Consider the following 15,211-nt stretch of genomic DNA (forward strand, 5'->3'; position numbering starts at 1 on the left):
CCAGCGTCGCACCATAGTTAGAGCAAGCTCTGCATCGTATCAATGCCGACATCTGTTGCGAGGACATCAGACAGCGTAACCTGCCGGGTCAGACGTCAATCCTCCAGGAGGTCACACATGTACTTGGCAGAGTTTCTTACCGTTGCGCTGATTCACCTGCTGGCGGTTGCCAGTCCCGGTCCGGATTTTGCGGTGGTGGTGCGTGAAAGCGTCGCTCATGGGCGCAAGGCAGGGACCTGGGCGGCGTTGGGCGTCGGCTCGGCGATCTTTCTGCATGTGGGCTATTCGCTGCTGGGGATCGGGATTATCGTTTCCCAGTCCATCGTGCTGTTCAACGCGCTGAAATGGGCAGCCGCTGCTTATCTGCTGTACATCGGCATCAAGGCGTTGCGCGCCAAGCCAGCCGCCGCGACGGCCGATGTCGCCATCAAGGCTACTCCCTGCGAGCGCACGGCGCGCGGTGCCTACATCAGCGGTTTTGTCACCAATGGCCTGAATCCCAAGGCGACGCTGTTCTTCCTCTCGTTGTTCACCGTGGTGATCAATCCGCACACCCCATTGCTGGTGCAGGGCGGTTACGGCGTGTACCTCGCAGTGGCGACGGCGGCGTGGTTCTGTCTGGTGGCGCGACTGTTCAGCCAGGCCCGGGTGCGCGCAGGATTCGCGCGCATGGGGCACTGGTTCGACCGGGCCATGGGCGGCGTGCTGATCGCGCTGGGCATCAAGCTGGCGCTGACCGAGGTCCACTGAACGCTGAATTCAGGCCTGCATATGCAGCAGTCCGGACGCCCCTTGCAGACAGCGCGGGGCGTCTCGGCAAATCATCCCTTTTACTGATTTCACTGGCAGCCCGAGGCCCTAGAGTGCATATTTTCAGCACACCTATGGACTTTGAAAAGGGCTTCATATGTTACAGACTCGCGTTCTTGCGCCCGCCGATGGCGCGTATCAGTGCCCTCTGTTGATCAAGCGCCTGCTGTTGTCGGGCGGTCGTTATGAAAAGACGCGCGAAATTATCTACCGTGATTCGGTCCGTTATACCTACGCGACCCTCAACGAACGCATCTGCCGCCTGGCCAATGTGCTGACGGCGGCAGGCGTGAAGGCCGGCGACACGGTGGCGGTGATGGACTGGGACAGCCACCGCTACCTGGAGTGCATGTTTGCCATCCCGATGATTGGCGCGGTCATCCACACCGTCAATGTGCGGCTTTCTCCCGAGCAGATCGCCTACACCATCAACCACGCCGATGACCGTCTGGTGCTGGTGAACAGCGAGTTCATGGCGCTGTATCAGGCCATGTCCGGACACCTGAACACGGTCGAAAAGACCCTGTTGCTGACCGACTTGCCAGACAAGAGCGCCGACCTGCCCAACCTGGTGGGCGAGTACGAGACCCTGCTGGCTGCGGCCAGCCCCGAGTACGTGTTCGAGGATTTCGACGAAAACTCGGTCGCCACCACGTTTTACACCACCGGCACTACCGGCAACCCCAAGGGCGTGTATTTCACCCACCGCCAACTGGTGCTGCACACCATGGGCGTGGCGACCATCATGGGCTGTATCGACAGCACCCGGCTGCTGGGCACCGATGACGTCTACATGCCGATCACACCGATGTTTCACGTGCATGCCTGGGGCATTCCCTATGCGGCAACCATGCTCGGTCTGAAACAGGTGTACCCCGGCCGCTACGATCCCGAGTTGCTGGTAGAGCTGTGGCGCAGGGAGAAAGTCACCTTCTCCCATTGCGTGCCGACCATCCTGCAAATGCTCCTGAACGCCAAGTCTGCTCAGGACGTCGATTTCGGCGGCTGGAAGATCATCATTGGCGGCAGCTCCCTGACTCGCAGTCTGTATCAGGCCGCCAAATGCCGTGGCATCCAGCTCACTGCCGCTTACGGCATGTCCGAAACCGGACCGCTCATTTCCGTAGCGCACATCAACGAAGAACTGAAAGCGGGCAGTGAAGACGAGCGCATCACCTACCGGATCAAGGCCGGCGTGCCGGGGATGCTGGTGGAGGCCGCCATCATCGATCAACAGGGCAACTCTCTCCCGGCCGACGGAGAAACCCAAGGCGAGCTGGTCTTACGTGCGCCCTGGCTGACCGGAAGCTACTTTCGCGAGCCCGAAAAAGGCGCCGAGTTGTGGGCGGGGGGCTGGTTGCATACCGGCGATGTGGCGACGCTGGACGGCATGGGTTTTATCGACATTCGCGACCGCATCAAGGACGTGATCAAGACCGGTGGCGAATGGGTTTCGTCGCTGGAGCTCGAAGACTTGTGCAGTCGCCATCCGGCAGTGCGCGAAGTGGCAGTGGTCGGCATCGCCGATCCGCAATGGGGCGAACGTCCGTTTGCCTTGCTGGTGATTCGCGATGGCCACCAGCTCGACGCCAAGGGTTTGAAGGAGCACCTCAAGCCGTTTGTCGAGCAAGGTCACATCAATAAGTGGGCCATTCCCAGCCAGATCGCGCTTGTTACCGAAATTCCCAAGACCAGCGTCGGCAAGCTGGACAAGAAACGCATGCGCCGGGACATCGTGGAGTGGCAAAGCAGCAACAGTGCCTTTCTCTCGACCCTCTGACACCTCGGACGTGCCGTATCGGTCGGCGACGGCACGTGTCTGCGCTGCAGGTCCTGCTCTGTGACTTGCCAAATTTGCAAATTACGCCATCCTCCCCGCACATGTTTTTTGGCGGCTTCCCGGAAACGGGCGGTCCAGAGGCGTTGGTCCTGCAAATCACACTTTAGAGGGATCTAGCGTCAGAGCGTGCTGGCTATAGTCTGCACCGGGAATGGCAAGAACGGACCTGGCGCGTGTGTTGATTCGATGACTGATTCGTTTCTGGATTTCCCCACCGCCATAACAATAAAACACAAGGAGTAGCGTCGATGACAAGCACATCCCCCTTCTGGCGTCGGGCCAGGCTGCCTCTGGCTGTCAGCCTTGCCTCTTCGCTCGCCGGCCCGGCTTTTGCCGTGACCTTCAACGTCGGCGAGATCGAAGGCAGTTTCGACTCGTCGCTGTCGGTGGGCGCGAGCTGGTCGACGGCCAATCCCAACAAGAACCTGATCGGCGCCAACAACGGCGGGCGTGGTTTGTCGCAAACGTCCGATGACGGTCACTTGAACTTCAAGCGTGGGGAGACGTTTTCGAAGATATTCAAGGGCATTCATGATCTGGAACTTAAGTACGGCGATACCGGTGTTTTCCTGCGCGGCAAATACTGGTACGACTTCGAGCTCAAGGATGAAAACCGCGAGTTCAAGGACATCAGCGACTCGGGCCGCAAGGAGGGCGCCAAGTCGTCCGGGTTCCAGTTGCTCGACGCCTTCGTCTATCACAACTATTCGATTGCCGATCAGCCGGGCGCGGTGCGCTTTGGCAAGCAGGTCATCAGTTGGGGGGAAAGTACCTTCATTCAGGGCGGCATCAACAGCGTCAACCCGGTCGATGTCTCGGCCTTCCGGCGACCCGGGTCGGAAATCAAGGAAGGCCTGATTCCGGTCAACATGTTCTACCTGTCGCAGAGCCTGACCGACAACCTGTCTGCCGAAGGTTTCTACCAGCTGGAATGGGACCAGACGGTCGTCGACAACTGCGGCACCTTCTTCTCGCAACCGGATGTGATTGCCGATGGCTGCAACAACAACCTCGCGGTCTTGCGCAGCCGCAGCGGCCTGAACAGCTCGCTGACGGCGGCCGGTCTGCCTGCCGGGGCGCGCGGTGCGGTGTTCAATTCACTGTCGCAGCAGGGCGTGGTGTTCGGCAACCCGGATGAGGGCGCGGTGGTGCGCCGAGGCCCTGACCGCGATGCGCGTGACAGCGGCCAGTTCGGTTTCGCCTTGCGTTACAACTTCGAACCGCTGGACACCGAGTTCGGCGCGTACATGATGAATTACCACAGCCGTGCACCGATTTTCAGCGGGCGCGGCGGCTCTGCTGCTTCGTTCAGTCCGCAAGGGCTGGTCGGTTCGCTGGTTCGCAATGGCATTCCTGCCAGCACTGCCGCCGCGCTGGCCCCCAGTCTGCTGCCGGTGGTGGTGGCAGGCAACTCCAGTTACTACGTCGAATACCCCGAAGACATTCGTCTGTACGGCCTGAGCTTCTCGACCACGCTGCCCACCGGCACGGCGTGGAGCGGCGAGATCAGTTATCGCCCCAACGCGCCGATTCAGGTCAATACCACCGACATCCTCTATTCGGGTATTTCGCCGCTCAACCCCAATGTGTCGCTACTCAGCGGGCAGCCGAATACGGATCAAGCCGGTTATCGCCGCAAAGAAATCACCCAGATGCAGACCACATTTACTCAGTTCTTCGATCAGGTCATGGGCGCCGAGCGTCTGACGGTGGTCGGTGAAGTGGGCTGGACTCACGTGGGCGGGCTCGAAAGCACCTCCAAAATCCGTTATGGACGCGATCCGGTGTACGGCCCGGGGCCGCTGCCTGGCGGTCAATGCGCAACGTTGAACGCCGGCACGCTGACCGGTGCCGAGCAGAATAACCTGACCCGCTATTGCGAAGACGACGGCTTTACCACCGCCAACTCCTGGGGCTACCGCGCCCGTGCCATCTGGGATTACAACAGCGTGTTCGCCGGGGTCAACCTCAAGCCGAGCGTGGCCTGGTCGCATGACGTCAAAGGCTATTCACCCGGCCCAGGTGGCAACTTCGAAGAGGGGCGCAAGGCCGTCAGCCTGGGGCTCGATGCCGAGTACCAGAACACCTACACCGCGAACCTTTCCTACACCAACTTCTTTGATGGCAAGTACACCACGGTCGATGACCGGGACTTCGTGGCGCTGAGCTTCGGCATGAACTTCTAAGAACATGGTTTTCAGGATGACGACGAACATGAAAATAACAAAAAATCTGTTGCAGGCCGGGGTTCTGGGGATGTCGCTGCTGGCGACCGGTGTGATGGCTGCGGTGTCCGAGTCCGAAGCGGCGAAGCTGGGCACCTCACTGACGCCGATGGGCGCGGAAAAGGCCGGTAATGCGGCCAACACCATTCCGGCCTGGAGCCCGATGCCGAAAAACGCCGGGGCGGTGGACAGCAAGGGTTTCCTTGCCAACCCGTACGCCAGTGAAAAACCGCTGTTCATCATCACCGCGGCCAATGTCGAGCAGTACAAGGACAAGCTGGCGCCGGGCCAATACGCGATGTTCAAGCGTTACCCGGACAGCTACCGGATTCCGGTCTACCCGACCCGTCGCGGTGCTACCGTGCCGGATGATGTGTTCGCCGCGATCAAAAAGAATGCCACCACCACCAAGCTGGTCGGTGGCGGCAGTGGTCTGGAAAACTTCGATACGGCCATCCCGTTCCCGATCCCGGCCAGCGGTGTCGAGGTCATCTGGAACCACATCACCCGCTACCGGGGCGGCAGCGTCAAGCGTCTGGTCACCCAGGCCACGCCACAGCCCAACGGCTCCTACAGCCTGGTGTATTTCTCCGATCAGTTCGTGTTTCGCGACAAGATGAGGGATTTCGACCCGAAAAATCCAGGCAACGTGCTGTTCTACTTCAAGCAGGAAGTCACCGCCCCGGCGCGTCTGGCCGGTGGCGTGCTGCTGGTGCATGAAACCCTCGATCAAGTGAAGGAGCCGCGCTCGGCATGGCTTTACAACGCCGGTCAACGCCGCGTCCGTCGTGCGCCGCAGGTGTCCTATGACGGGCCGGGTACTGCGTCCGACGGGCTGCGCACGTCAGACAACCTCGACATGTACAACGGTGCGCCGGATCGCTATGACTGGAAACTGATCGGCAAGCAGGAAATGTACATCGCCTCCAACAGCCACAAGCTGGACGATCCGACGCTCAAGTACGCCGACATCATCAAGGCCGGCCATATCAACCAGGACCTGACCCGCTACGAGCTGCGCCGCGTCTGGCACGTGACCGCCACCCTCAAGGAAGGGCAGCGTCATATCTATGCCAAGCGTGACTTCTTCATTGATGAAGACACCTGGCAGGCCGCGGTCATCGACCATTACGACGGACGTGGTCAGCTGTGGCGCGTGGCCGAGGCGCACTCGGAAAACTACTACGACAAGCAAGTGCCGTGGTACGCGGTAGAAACGCTGTACGACCTGCAATCGGGTCGCTACGTGGCGCTGGGCATGAAGAACGAAGAGAAGAAAGCCTACGAGTTCGGCTTCACGGCCGGCACCAGCGACTTCACCCCCAACGCGCTGCGTCAGGAAGGGGTTCGTTGATACCTGATCGATACACGCTGTAGCCCAGCGTCTGCCTCGTGCTCCTGAAAAGCCCCTTGAACGGGGCTTTTTCAGTTGTGGAAAGTGGCCTTATAAGTCGTAGGAATTTTGTTACAGTCTTTTCGGTGATGGCCTTTCAAAAGTAGCGATTTACCCGCTAGTCTCCGAACACCGCGATGCCGAAACAACGATTCCTACACGAGCCGGCCATGACTGATCTGTCCCGAATGCAAGGGTTTGCAGACGGCGCGATTCCTGCGTTGGAAAGGCGATTTTTCCGTCCACCTCTGCCCGAGGGTTATGTTCCCCGTTCGCGCCTGTGTCAGCGTCTCGATGCAGGGCTTGGCGGCCGACTGCTGCTGGTCTGCGCCCCGGCCGGGTTCGGCAAGAGTTCGCTGGCTGTCGAGTTCTGTCAGGGGTTGCCGGACAACTGGCAAAACGTATGGCTGGGTCTTAGCGCGCGGGACAGCGACCCGGGCCGTTTTCTAGAGCGGTTGCTGGCCAGCCTTCAACAATTCTTCCCGCAACTGGGCGCGCAGGCGATGGGCCTGCTGAAGATGCGCCAGCGCCACCAGCCGTTCGCCTTCGAGGAGTGGCTCGACAGTCTGCTCGACGAACTGGCCATGCACCTGATGTTGAGCAAACCGTTGTTGCTGGTGCTCGATGACTATCATCTGGCCCAGGGGCCGGTACTCGATCGCTGCCTGCAGTTCCTTCTCAATCACCTGCCGGCCGGGCTGGTAGTCATGGTGACCAGCCGACAGCGCCCAGACTGGCATCTGGCACGCTTGCGTCTGACGCGGCAGCTGCTGGAAATCAACGAACAGGACCTGCGCCTCACGCACGCCGAATCCATGGCAGTGCTGGGCCAGCACAGCGGCTCGCTCGATAGCGAGGCGTTGCAAAGCCTGATTCAGCGTAGCGAAGGCTGGGTCGCCGGGCTGCGCTTCTGGTTGCTGGCGGCGTCCGAAGCCGGTGATGAAAGCGCCTTGTCCCAGGCGCTGCGCGGCAGTGAGGTGCTGATTCGCGAGTACCTGCTGGAAGAAGTGATCGACTGCCTGCCTGCCGATGTTCAGGCGTTTCTCTACGACACCGCCTGCCTGGAACGCTTTTGCGCCGAGCTGTGCGACGCCGCGCGGGATGGTCACGACAGCGCCGAGATGCTGGGTTATCTGCAGGCGCATCAGGTTTTTCTGGTGCCGCTGGACGAGCAGGGCCACTGGTTTCGCTATCACCACCTGTTTTCCGATCTGTTGCGCGCTCGTCAGGCGGCCGGCGCACCGCCGACCCGCCTGCACCTCAATGCCTGCCGCTGGTTCAGCGCTCAGGGCCAACTGGACGAAGCGGTCGAGCAGGCGTTGCGCGCCGGGCATCTGGATGTGGCGGCCAATCTGGTGCAGAACCTCTCCGAAGAGCAACTGCTGGCCGAACAGAACGTCGGCATGCTGCTGCGCTGGAAGATGGATTTGCCGGATGACCTGCTGACCAGCACGCCTCGCCTGATCGTGCTCTACGCCTGGGCGCTGGGGCTGGCCTGCCAGCTGGATGCCGCCGAAGAGCTGGCCAATCAGCTGAGCCGGTTTCTGCCGGCGCCCTCGGCAACCGCTCAGAAATCCATGCTCGCCCAATGGCTGGCACTCAGCGGCATCATCGCCCGCGGTCGCGGAGACAGTGACAAGACTCAGCGCTACTGCACCGAAGCCCTGCTGAGCCTGCCGGAAAGACGTTATGGGCAGCGGCTGGTGTGCCTGTCGACACTGGCCAACCTCGCGGTCGCCAACGGTGATCTGTGGCGCGCCCGCGTGTTGAATCGTGATGCGCTGGAACTGGCTCAGCGGGTCGCCAATCCGTTGTTCGAGGCGCTGGCGCATTACGACCGCGCCCGAGTCCTGCAGGCGCGGGGCGAAATTCTCCGCGCGCTCGAGGAAGTACGACAGGGGCAGCAACGCCTCAAAGGCTTGTCCACCATTCGGCTGTACGCGGTCCGCGCGCGTCTGACGCTGTATGAGGGCTACTTGCTGACCCTGCGTCTGCAGGTGGACGAGGGGCGGGTGTTATTGCTGGCCGGCCTGGCCGAGGCGCGCGCCTGTCGCGACATCAGCGTACTGATCGGTCACTGCGTGATCGCTACCATGGAAGGCTGCGCCGGCCGCTTTGCCGAAGCCTTCGCTGAACTCGCCGAAGCCGAACGGCTGATGCACATCTGGGACGTGCCGCCGATCTATTATCTGGCGATGATTACCCTGGTCAAATGCGAGCTGTGGCTGTTGCAGGGGCGCATGGACCTTGCCGAAGCGTGGCTGCTGCGCCTGACGCAGACCTACAACGGCGGCCTCGGCGCTGCTGCCCCGGAATGCCATCCACAATTGCCACAACACATCGAGTTGCAGCGTGCCGTACTCGAACGATTGCAGGGTGATGGCGTTGCCTGCGAACAGCGCTTGCAGGCGCTCGAACGGCGCGCTCAGGAGGTGGGGGCGAAACTGCTTGGACTGATCGCCATGACCCAGCAGATCGGCCTGCTGCTGAGCCAGGCGCGATGCGACGAGGCGCGGGCATTGTTGCTGCGCAGCCTGCCCGCAGCGTCCGGCGGCGCACTGATACCGTTCAAGGCGCTGATTGGCGAGCACCCCCGGTGGCTGCATGAGCAACTTCTGCACCTGCCACCCTGTCGGGTTCAAGCTGCATTGCTGGAAAAGCTCCCGGCCTGTTGCACGCCGTCGCCCGAGCCGGCCCATGGCGGCGATTGCCTCAGCGTGCGCGAACTGGGTGTGCTGCAACTGATTGCACAGGGCTGTTCCAATCAGGAGATCAGCGAGCAGTTGTTCATCTCCCTGCACACCGTCAAGACCCACGCCAGCCACATCAACAGCAAGCTGGGGGTCGAGCGTCGCACTCAAGCGGTGGCGAGGGCCAAGACGCTGGGCTTGCTGGCTTGACGACGATGGAGTTTACCGGGCCACTCAGGCCGGACTGCCCGCCCACAGCGTATCGACTTCTTCCAGCCCCCAGTCGGTGGTTTTTTCGATTCTGAGGATTCCGTCCGGGTCGGAAGGGCAGCCCAGGTCGATGACTTGTGCGGCGAACGTCTTGCCGGTGCGCGCCGACATGAAAACCTTCACTTTCGGTTTCAGCAGCGACGCCTCACCTTGTTCGACCACCACGCCGAGGCGCCCGCTTTCCAGGCGTACCAGTGTGCCGATCGGGTAAATACCCACGGTCTTGACGAAGCTTTGAAAAACCATATCGTCAAAATGCCCCTTCCATGACGCCATCTCGCGAATCGAATGGGCAACGCCCCAGCCCTTTTTGTAAGGGCGGTCGGAGGTGACGGCGTCATACACGTCGCACACCGCGCCCATGCGCGCAAAGATACTGATCTGGTCGCCTTTCAGGCCGTGCGGATAGCCCGAGCCGTCGACTTTCTCATGGTGATGCAGGCAGACATCGATCACCGACGCGGCCACGGGCTGCGTGTCCATGAGTATCTTCACGCCCAGCTCGGGGTGGGCCTTAATGATCTCGAATTCGTCGCGGGTCAGGCGGCCCGGTTTGTTGAGCACCGCCGAGGCAATCATCATTTTGCCGACATCGTGCATCAGTCCGGCCACACCGGCCTCACGGACCTGATCGTCAGGCATGCCCATGCGTTTGGCCAGCGCAACCATCAACGCGCAGACCGCCACCGAGTGCATGTAGGTGTACTCGTCGGAGGTCTTCAGGCGGGACAGGCTGATCAGCGCGTGCGGATGGCGCAGGATCGAATTGGAGATTTCCTCCACCAGCAACTGCACATTGCCGACATCCATGGCCCGGCCCATGCGTGCTTCGGTAAACATGGACATGACCGCGTCTCTGGCCCGTCCGCAGATCAGCCTGGCGCGTAGAACTTCCGTTTCGAGACTGGCCGGAGTTGTATCCTCGCTGGCCGATGGCGATGCGGGTGAGGTCTGGGGTGTCACTACACGGCTTTTACCGGTTTCGATCCAGACTTCTTTAGTGCCCGATTGCTGAATACGCTTGAGCACTTCAACGTCATCGAGAATGACTTCGACCAGGCCTATCCAGAACGGATCATTGGTCCAGCGGCGGCAGATTTTGTGGATGTACATGCCCAGGGCAAGCTCAGCCACAGGTATTTTTTTCAGCATGCTCAGCCACCTGCGTGCGTAGGCATGCCAGGCAGCGGGTAAGCGCAACGAGCATACGAAGGGCTGCTGGCGGGTATCAGCAGAATGCAGGCGCTATTGATCGACATGACGTCACCCCGTTGACTGCAAGGATTGTTCTAATCTCACAATGCCAGTATACGGGGCTGTCGCAAAAAATCATGTCTATTTGGTGCATTCTGGCGGGTTCATTCTCAAGCCTTCAGGCCACTGGCGTTTCGCTCGGCAGGTGATGATAGCGACGGCCGAAGTAGACCAATGCATCTGCACCGCTCTGATGCCTGATATCCACCACCTCGCAGAACAGAATGTCATGCGTGCCGACGCTGACCGACTGACTCACCTTGCAGTCGAGCGCCAGCTTTGCGCTGTCGAGGATCGGCGCGCCGGTCACTCCGGCCTCCCACTGGCCGCAGGCAAAGCGCTCCTGCTGGGAGCTCTTGCCGCCGAACAGGTTGGACAAATCCTGCTGACCATGGCCTAGCGTATTGACGCACAACCTGCCGTTTTCGATGAAGGCGTCATACACCGATGCACTGCGGTTGATACACACCAGCAGCGTCGGCGGTTGATCCGTCACGCTGCATACGGCGGTCGCGGTAAAGCCGGCGCGTCCGCCAGGGCCGCCGGTGGTGATCACGTTGACGGCGGCGGCCAGGCCGGACATCGCATCGCGAAACGCGAGCTGGCTGACAGCAGCGATGGGCAGAATGGCGGGAGCTGCAGAGGAGGTAGGCATGGGATGAGTCCTTTCAGGGTTGTGTGCTGAGAAAAGCGAGCAGGGCGCGTTGGAAGGGTTGTGGATCGGTAATGTTCGAGGCATGGCCGCCATAGTCCAGCACCACCAGCGTTGCATTCAGCAGCGCATTGGCCAAGTGCCGGGATTGCTGCCAGGGCACCAGCATGTCGTCGCGGTTGGCAATCAGCAGGGTCGGGGTGTGGATGCGCGTGAGATCGGCCTCCACGTCGAAGGTTTCCAGCGCATGGATGCGCCGCAGCAGGTTGTCGGTGTCGGGAAAGTGCGCCAGAGCGTGGGCTTCGTCGTCGTCCAGCCGCGGGCCGTTGGCGGCGATCCAGTCTGCCGGGTAGAGGAACAGCGCCTGAGCCTGCACGTAGGCCTCCGGTCCGCTGTTCAACAGCAGTTTTTTGCGCACTGAAAAGCAGCGCGCGCTGTGCGGGTTCGGACTGCTCCAGGCATTGATCAGTATCAGACTTTGCAGCAGTTCCGGGCGCAGCAGGGCCAGTTCCAGACCCACCAGGCCGCCCAGCGCATGGCCCATGAAATGGCAGCGCTGGATGTCGAGCGAATCAAGCAGGGCCAGCAATTCGACAGCCATGTGCCGGATCGAATAATCCCCTGGCAGCACCGCAGGACTGCGTCCGGTTCCGGCATGGTCGTAGACGAGCACGCGGTAGTCGCGGGTCAGCAGTGCCAGGTCATCTGCCCAGTAGCGGCCAGACCCGCCCAGCCCGGAACTGAGCACCAGGGTCGGTGCATCGGCATGCTGGCAGGCATGAAACTCATGGAACATGGGTTTTCTCCGGGTGGGCGTCAACTGCCCACGGTCGCGATTCAGCCGATGTGGGCGATGCTGGCGATTTCGATCAGCGCCTCGGGTTTGACCAGGCCGCACTGGATGCAGTAACGGGCTGGCTTCTCGCCCGCGAAATACTCGGCATACACTTCGTTGACCTTGGCGTAGTCGGCCCAGTCCCGGATCATGATCATGTTGAACGTGACATCGTCCATCGTTCCGCCCGCGGTCTCGACCACGCTTTTTATGGCTTCCAGCACGTGACGGGTCTGTGCGGTGGCGTCGCCGACGTGTACCACGTTGTTGTCCTTGTCGAACGGCAGTGTGCCCGAGACATAGAGCACGCCGTCGGCCATGGAGCCCGGTACGAACGGCGCGATGGGCTTGCTGGTGCCGGCAGGGATGATCGCTTTCTTGGTCATGCTGGTGTCCTCACGAAAGTTGCCCGACAGGGCTGAAAGTGGTGCAGAAGTCATCGACGCTGGATACCCAGCCAAAGAAGGTTTCGATGTTGAACAGCGCGGCTTGCTGAGCGAATTCGGGGCCTGCCTGATGGGTTGCGTCAGCCAGCACCACGCCGAAATATTCCAGGTGAAAACCGTCGCGCAGGGTCGATTCGACACAGACATTGGTGGCGATGCCGGTGAACACCAGATTGCGAATGCCGCGGCTGCGCAGCACGCTATCGAAGCTGGAATTGAAGAAGCCGCTGTAGCGGATTTTCGGCACCACGATGTCGCCAGGCTGAGGCGTCAGTTCGTCGACAAGCTGGTAGTCCCATCCACCCTTGGCCAGCAGTTGCCCTTCGAGTTCCGGGCGCTTGCGCATGGTTTTCAGGGCGTTGGACTTGTGCCAGTTCGGTGAGCCGGGGCCACCGGCCTCGACGTAGGCCGGGTCCCAGCCATTCTGGAAAAAGATCACCGGAATGCCCGCCGCACGCGCTGCGGCGCAGGCCTTGTTGATGTTGGCGATGACCGGTCCGGTGCTGCTCACATCGAACCCGGCGAGGTCCAGATACCCGCCGAGCGACGCATACGCGTTCTGCATGTCGACCACCACCAGCGCGGTTTCGCCGGGTTTCATGCGCAGCGGTTCAGGACGGGCGGGTAGTTCGCGGGCGGGTTGCACGTCCGGCAGGTCAACGCCTGCGACGGTTGTCGGGGTTGCCATCAGACCACCTCCTTGAGTTGCGCGATGTGCTTGCGGCTGGTCATCAATGGCTGGATCTTCTCGCCGAAATCTTCGACGCCTTTGACGAAATCATCGAACGTCAGCATCACACCTTGAGTCCCCGGCACACTGGCAACCTCGTCGAGCATTCTTGCCACTGTGGCCCACGACCCCACCAGCGTGCCCATGTTGATGTTGACTGCTGAGGTCGGGTCGGCCATCTGCCGCAGGTTGGAGCCGGCGCTTTTATCTGCCGAGCCTTTTTCGCTCAGCCAGGCGATGGCTTCTTCATCGGCACCGTCCTTGATGTGCTCCCAGCGAGCCCGTGCAGCTTCGTCGGTGTCGTCGGCGATGATCATGAACAGCACGCAGGAAGTGACGTTGCGGCCGGTCTTTTCGTTGGCTTCGAGCAGTTTCTGTGCAGTCGGCGCGAACGCTGTAGGTGTGTTGACGCCTTTGCCGAAGCAGAAGTTGTAGTCGGCATATTGTGCCGAGAACGCCATGCCCGCTTCACTTTGACCGGCGCAGATCAGCTTCATGTCGCCCTGTGGGCGAGGGCTGACGCGGCAGTCCTGCATGCTGAAATGTTCGCCCTTGAAGTCGCTGCTGCCGGTGGCCCACAGGTCACGCAGAACCTGAGCATATTCGGCCAGGTATTCATAGCGGGTGTGGAAGAACTCGTCGCCCGGCCACAGCCCCATCTGCTCGTATTCCGGCTTCTGCCAGCCGGTGACGAGGTTGATCCCGAAGCGGCCATTGGAGATCGAATCGATGGTCGAGGCCATGCGCGCGGCAATGGCGGGCGGGATGGTCAGGGTGGCGACGGTGGCGAACAGCTGGATCCGGCTGGTGACCGCGGCCAGGCCGGCCATCAGCGTGAACGACTCCAGGTTGTGTTCCCAGAACTGCGTCTTGCCGCCAAAGCCACGCAGTTTGATCATCGACAGCGCAAAATCGAAGCCGTAGCCCTCGGCCTGCTGCACGATCTGTTTGTTCAGCTCGAAGGTCGGCATGTACTGCGGAGCATTGCTGGAAATCAGCCAGCCGTTATTGCCGATGGGGATGAAGATACCAATGTCCATATGAGGCCTCTCTGCGTGGGTCGATGCGTGCCAAAGCGCGACTGGCGGCACTTGAATCGTCTTTCAATCGTCTCTCGATCATCTTTTGCATTAAGCGGGCCAGAAATATTTATCGTTTTTATTCAAGGGTTTGTGGATTTTTAATGTTTGTTTCAGACCATTTGGTCCGAATCAGAGCACTTGGTTTGTGCAGGGCGCACGCAGATGGGGCAGGGCGGACGGCGCAGGCAATCCGTATCGACAAAACAGCTGCGCCCGTTAAGATGCCCGCTCATTTCGGCATCACTGGATGGATGTGCGTGAACAAGAAACCTCCCCTGGCTGACCCGGCGAAGAAACGCGTACGCAAGGCCAAGCCAGAGACCGTGGTCAAGACGACCCGCGAACCCAGTGCGACGTCCTTGAAGCGGCGCATGCGCCTGATGGAGGGCAAGCGCACGCTGATTCTCGATGCGGCGCTGGAGATATTCTCTCGCTACGGCGTGCACGGCAGCAGCCTGGATCAGGTCGCGAGCCTGGCGGACGTTTCCAAGACCAACCTGCTGTATTACTTCAGCAGCAAGGACGACCTGTACCTGAATGTGCTGCGTCAGTTGCTTGCGGTATGGCTGAGCCCGCTGTTGCACTTCACCGCCGACAAGGACCCGGTGCAGGCGATCAGCGCCTATATCAAGGCCAAGCTGGAAATGTCCCGCGATCACCCGGCCGAATCGCGGCTGTTCTGCATGGAAGTGATGCAGGGCGCACCGCTGATTCAGGGCGAGTTGCAGCACCCGTTGCGTGACACGGTGCAGGCCAAGGTGGCGGTGATTCAGCACTGGATCGACAGCGGCCAGTTGGCCCCCGTCAACCCGCACCATCTGATTTTCACCCTGTGGGCAACCACTCAGCATTACGCCGACTTCCGCACTCAGGTCGAGGCCGTGACTGGCAAGACCCTGGATGATCCGTCGTTTTTCGAAGAGGTGCTGGCGAGCCTGCGCAGCATGGTTCTGGACGGGATCCTGCCGCGCAAGGCGTGACCGG

General features: G+C 60.9%; 12 protein-coding genes. 6 read left to right on the top strand and 6 right to left on the bottom strand.

Going from position 1 to position 15,211, the window contains the following annotated elements; genetic code table 11:
- The first annotated feature begins 117 nt into the window (after nt 1-117).
- The 5 genes from V476_RS16615 to V476_RS16635 all read left to right on the top strand — a co-directional run bounded on the left by V476_RS16615 (nt 118) and on the right by V476_RS16635 (nt 9,168).
- Nucleotides 118-750 carry a LysE family translocator gene (locus V476_RS16615; protein ID WP_003421709.1) on the top strand — a complete coding sequence of 211 codons (633 nt, stop codon included), beginning with the start codon at nt 118-120 and terminating at the stop codon, nt 748-750.
- Between the two features lie 157 nt (nt 751-907).
- Nucleotides 908-2,590, top strand: a complete 1,683-nt coding sequence (locus V476_RS16620) for a fatty acid--CoA ligase (protein ID WP_024959482.1) — start codon at nt 908-910, stop codon at nt 2,588-2,590.
- A gap of 308 nt (nt 2,591-2,898) precedes the next feature.
- Nucleotides 2,899-4,836 (top strand): DUF1302 domain-containing protein, encoded by a 1,938-nt coding sequence (locus tag V476_RS16625; protein ID WP_004406890.1) that lies wholly within the window; start codon nt 2,899-2,901, stop codon nt 4,834-4,836.
- Nucleotides 4,837-4,864: 28 nt separating this feature from the next.
- Entirely contained in the window at nt 4,865-6,229 is a 1,365-nt protein-coding gene (locus V476_RS16630) for a DUF1329 domain-containing protein (protein ID WP_024959483.1), read from the top strand.
- A 209-nt stretch (nt 6,230-6,438) separates the two neighbouring features.
- Entirely contained in the window at nt 6,439-9,168 is a 2,730-nt protein-coding gene (locus tag V476_RS16635) for a winged helix-turn-helix domain-containing protein (RefSeq protein WP_024959484.1), read from the top strand.
- Nucleotides 9,169-9,192: 24 nt separating this feature from the next.
- Here V476_RS16635 and V476_RS16640 read toward each other — a convergent pair whose 3' ends face one another.
- From V476_RS16640 to rutA, 6 genes are all read right to left on the bottom strand, one after another.
- Nucleotides 9,193-10,380: a cyclic di-GMP phosphodiesterase gene (locus tag V476_RS16640; RefSeq protein ID WP_024959485.1), complete on the bottom strand. Its 1,188-nt coding sequence runs from the start codon at nt 10,378-10,380 to the stop codon at nt 9,193-9,195.
- 220 nt (nt 10,381-10,600) lie between these two features.
- Nucleotides 10,601-11,137 (bottom strand): NADH-dependent FMN reductase RutF, encoded by a 537-nt coding sequence (rutF, locus tag V476_RS16645; protein ID WP_024959486.1) that lies wholly within the window; start codon nt 11,135-11,137, stop codon nt 10,601-10,603.
- A 13-nt stretch (nt 11,138-11,150) separates the two neighbouring features.
- The gene (gene rutD / locus V476_RS16650; protein WP_024959487.1) at nt 11,151-11,930 is read right to left on the bottom strand and encodes a pyrimidine utilization protein D; all 780 of its coding nucleotides are present in this window, start codon (nt 11,928-11,930) and stop codon (nt 11,151-11,153) included.
- Between the two features lie 41 nt (nt 11,931-11,971).
- Nucleotides 11,972-12,355: a pyrimidine utilization protein C gene (gene rutC, locus V476_RS16655; protein WP_003317005.1), complete on the bottom strand. Its 384-nt coding sequence runs from the start codon at nt 12,353-12,355 to the stop codon at nt 11,972-11,974.
- A 10-nt stretch (nt 12,356-12,365) separates the two neighbouring features.
- On the bottom strand, nt 12,366-13,103 hold the full coding sequence (gene rutB, locus V476_RS16660; protein ID WP_024959488.1) for a pyrimidine utilization protein B: 738 nt from the start codon (nt 13,101-13,103) through the stop codon (nt 12,366-12,368).
- Nucleotides 13,103-14,185, bottom strand: coding sequence for a pyrimidine utilization protein A (rutA, locus tag V476_RS16665; protein ID WP_024959489.1), 1,083 nt, complete (start codon nt 14,183-14,185; stop codon nt 13,103-13,105). The genes rutB and rutA overlap by 1 nt, the downstream gene beginning before the upstream one ends.
- 293 nt (nt 14,186-14,478) lie before the next feature.
- Between rutA and rutR the strand changes: the two genes are divergently transcribed.
- The gene (gene rutR / locus V476_RS16670; RefSeq protein WP_024959490.1) at nt 14,479-15,207 is read left to right on the top strand and encodes a pyrimidine utilization regulatory protein R; all 729 of its coding nucleotides are present in this window, start codon (nt 14,479-14,481) and stop codon (nt 15,205-15,207) included.
- Nucleotides 15,208-15,211: the final 4 nt, after the last annotated feature.

Origin of the sequence: Pseudomonas syringae KCTC 12500 (genome assembly GCF_000507185.2) — a bacterium.
Taxonomy (GTDB): Bacteria; Pseudomonadota; Gammaproteobacteria; order Pseudomonadales; family Pseudomonadaceae; genus Aquipseudomonas; species Aquipseudomonas syringae.

Excerpts from the sequence above, each read along its gene's own strand:
- V476_RS16630 (WP_024959483.1), top strand. The coding sequence starts at position 4,865 with ATGAAAATAACAAAAAATCTGTTGCAGGCCGGGGTTCTGGGGATGTCG.
- V476_RS16620 (WP_024959482.1), top strand. The coding sequence starts at position 908 with ATGTTACAGACTCGCGTTCTTGCGCCCGCCGATGGCGCGTATCAGTGC.
- rutA (WP_024959489.1), bottom strand. The coding sequence starts at position 14,185 with ATGGACATTGGTATCTTCATCCCCATCGGCAATAACGGCTGGCTGATT.
- rutF (WP_024959486.1), bottom strand. The coding sequence starts at position 11,137 with ATGCCTACCTCCTCTGCAGCTCCCGCCATTCTGCCCATCGCTGCTGTC.
- rutB (WP_024959488.1), bottom strand. The coding sequence starts at position 13,103 with ATGGCAACCCCGACAACCGTCGCAGGCGTTGACCTGCCGGACGTGCAA.
- rutD (WP_024959487.1), bottom strand. The coding sequence starts at position 11,930 with ATGTTCCATGAGTTTCATGCCTGCCAGCATGCCGATGCACCGACCCTG.
- V476_RS16615 (WP_003421709.1), top strand. The coding sequence starts at position 118 with ATGTACTTGGCAGAGTTTCTTACCGTTGCGCTGATTCACCTGCTGGCG.
- rutR (WP_024959490.1), top strand. The coding sequence starts at position 14,479 with ATGTGCGTGAACAAGAAACCTCCCCTGGCTGACCCGGCGAAGAAACGC.
- V476_RS16625 (WP_004406890.1), top strand. The coding sequence starts at position 2,899 with ATGACAAGCACATCCCCCTTCTGGCGTCGGGCCAGGCTGCCTCTGGCT.
- V476_RS16635 (WP_024959484.1), top strand. The coding sequence starts at position 6,439 with ATGACTGATCTGTCCCGAATGCAAGGGTTTGCAGACGGCGCGATTCCT.
- V476_RS16640 (WP_024959485.1), bottom strand. The coding sequence starts at position 10,380 with ATGCTGAAAAAAATACCTGTGGCTGAGCTTGCCCTGGGCATGTACATC.
- rutC (WP_003317005.1), bottom strand. The coding sequence starts at position 12,355 with ATGACCAAGAAAGCGATCATCCCTGCCGGCACCAGCAAGCCCATCGCG.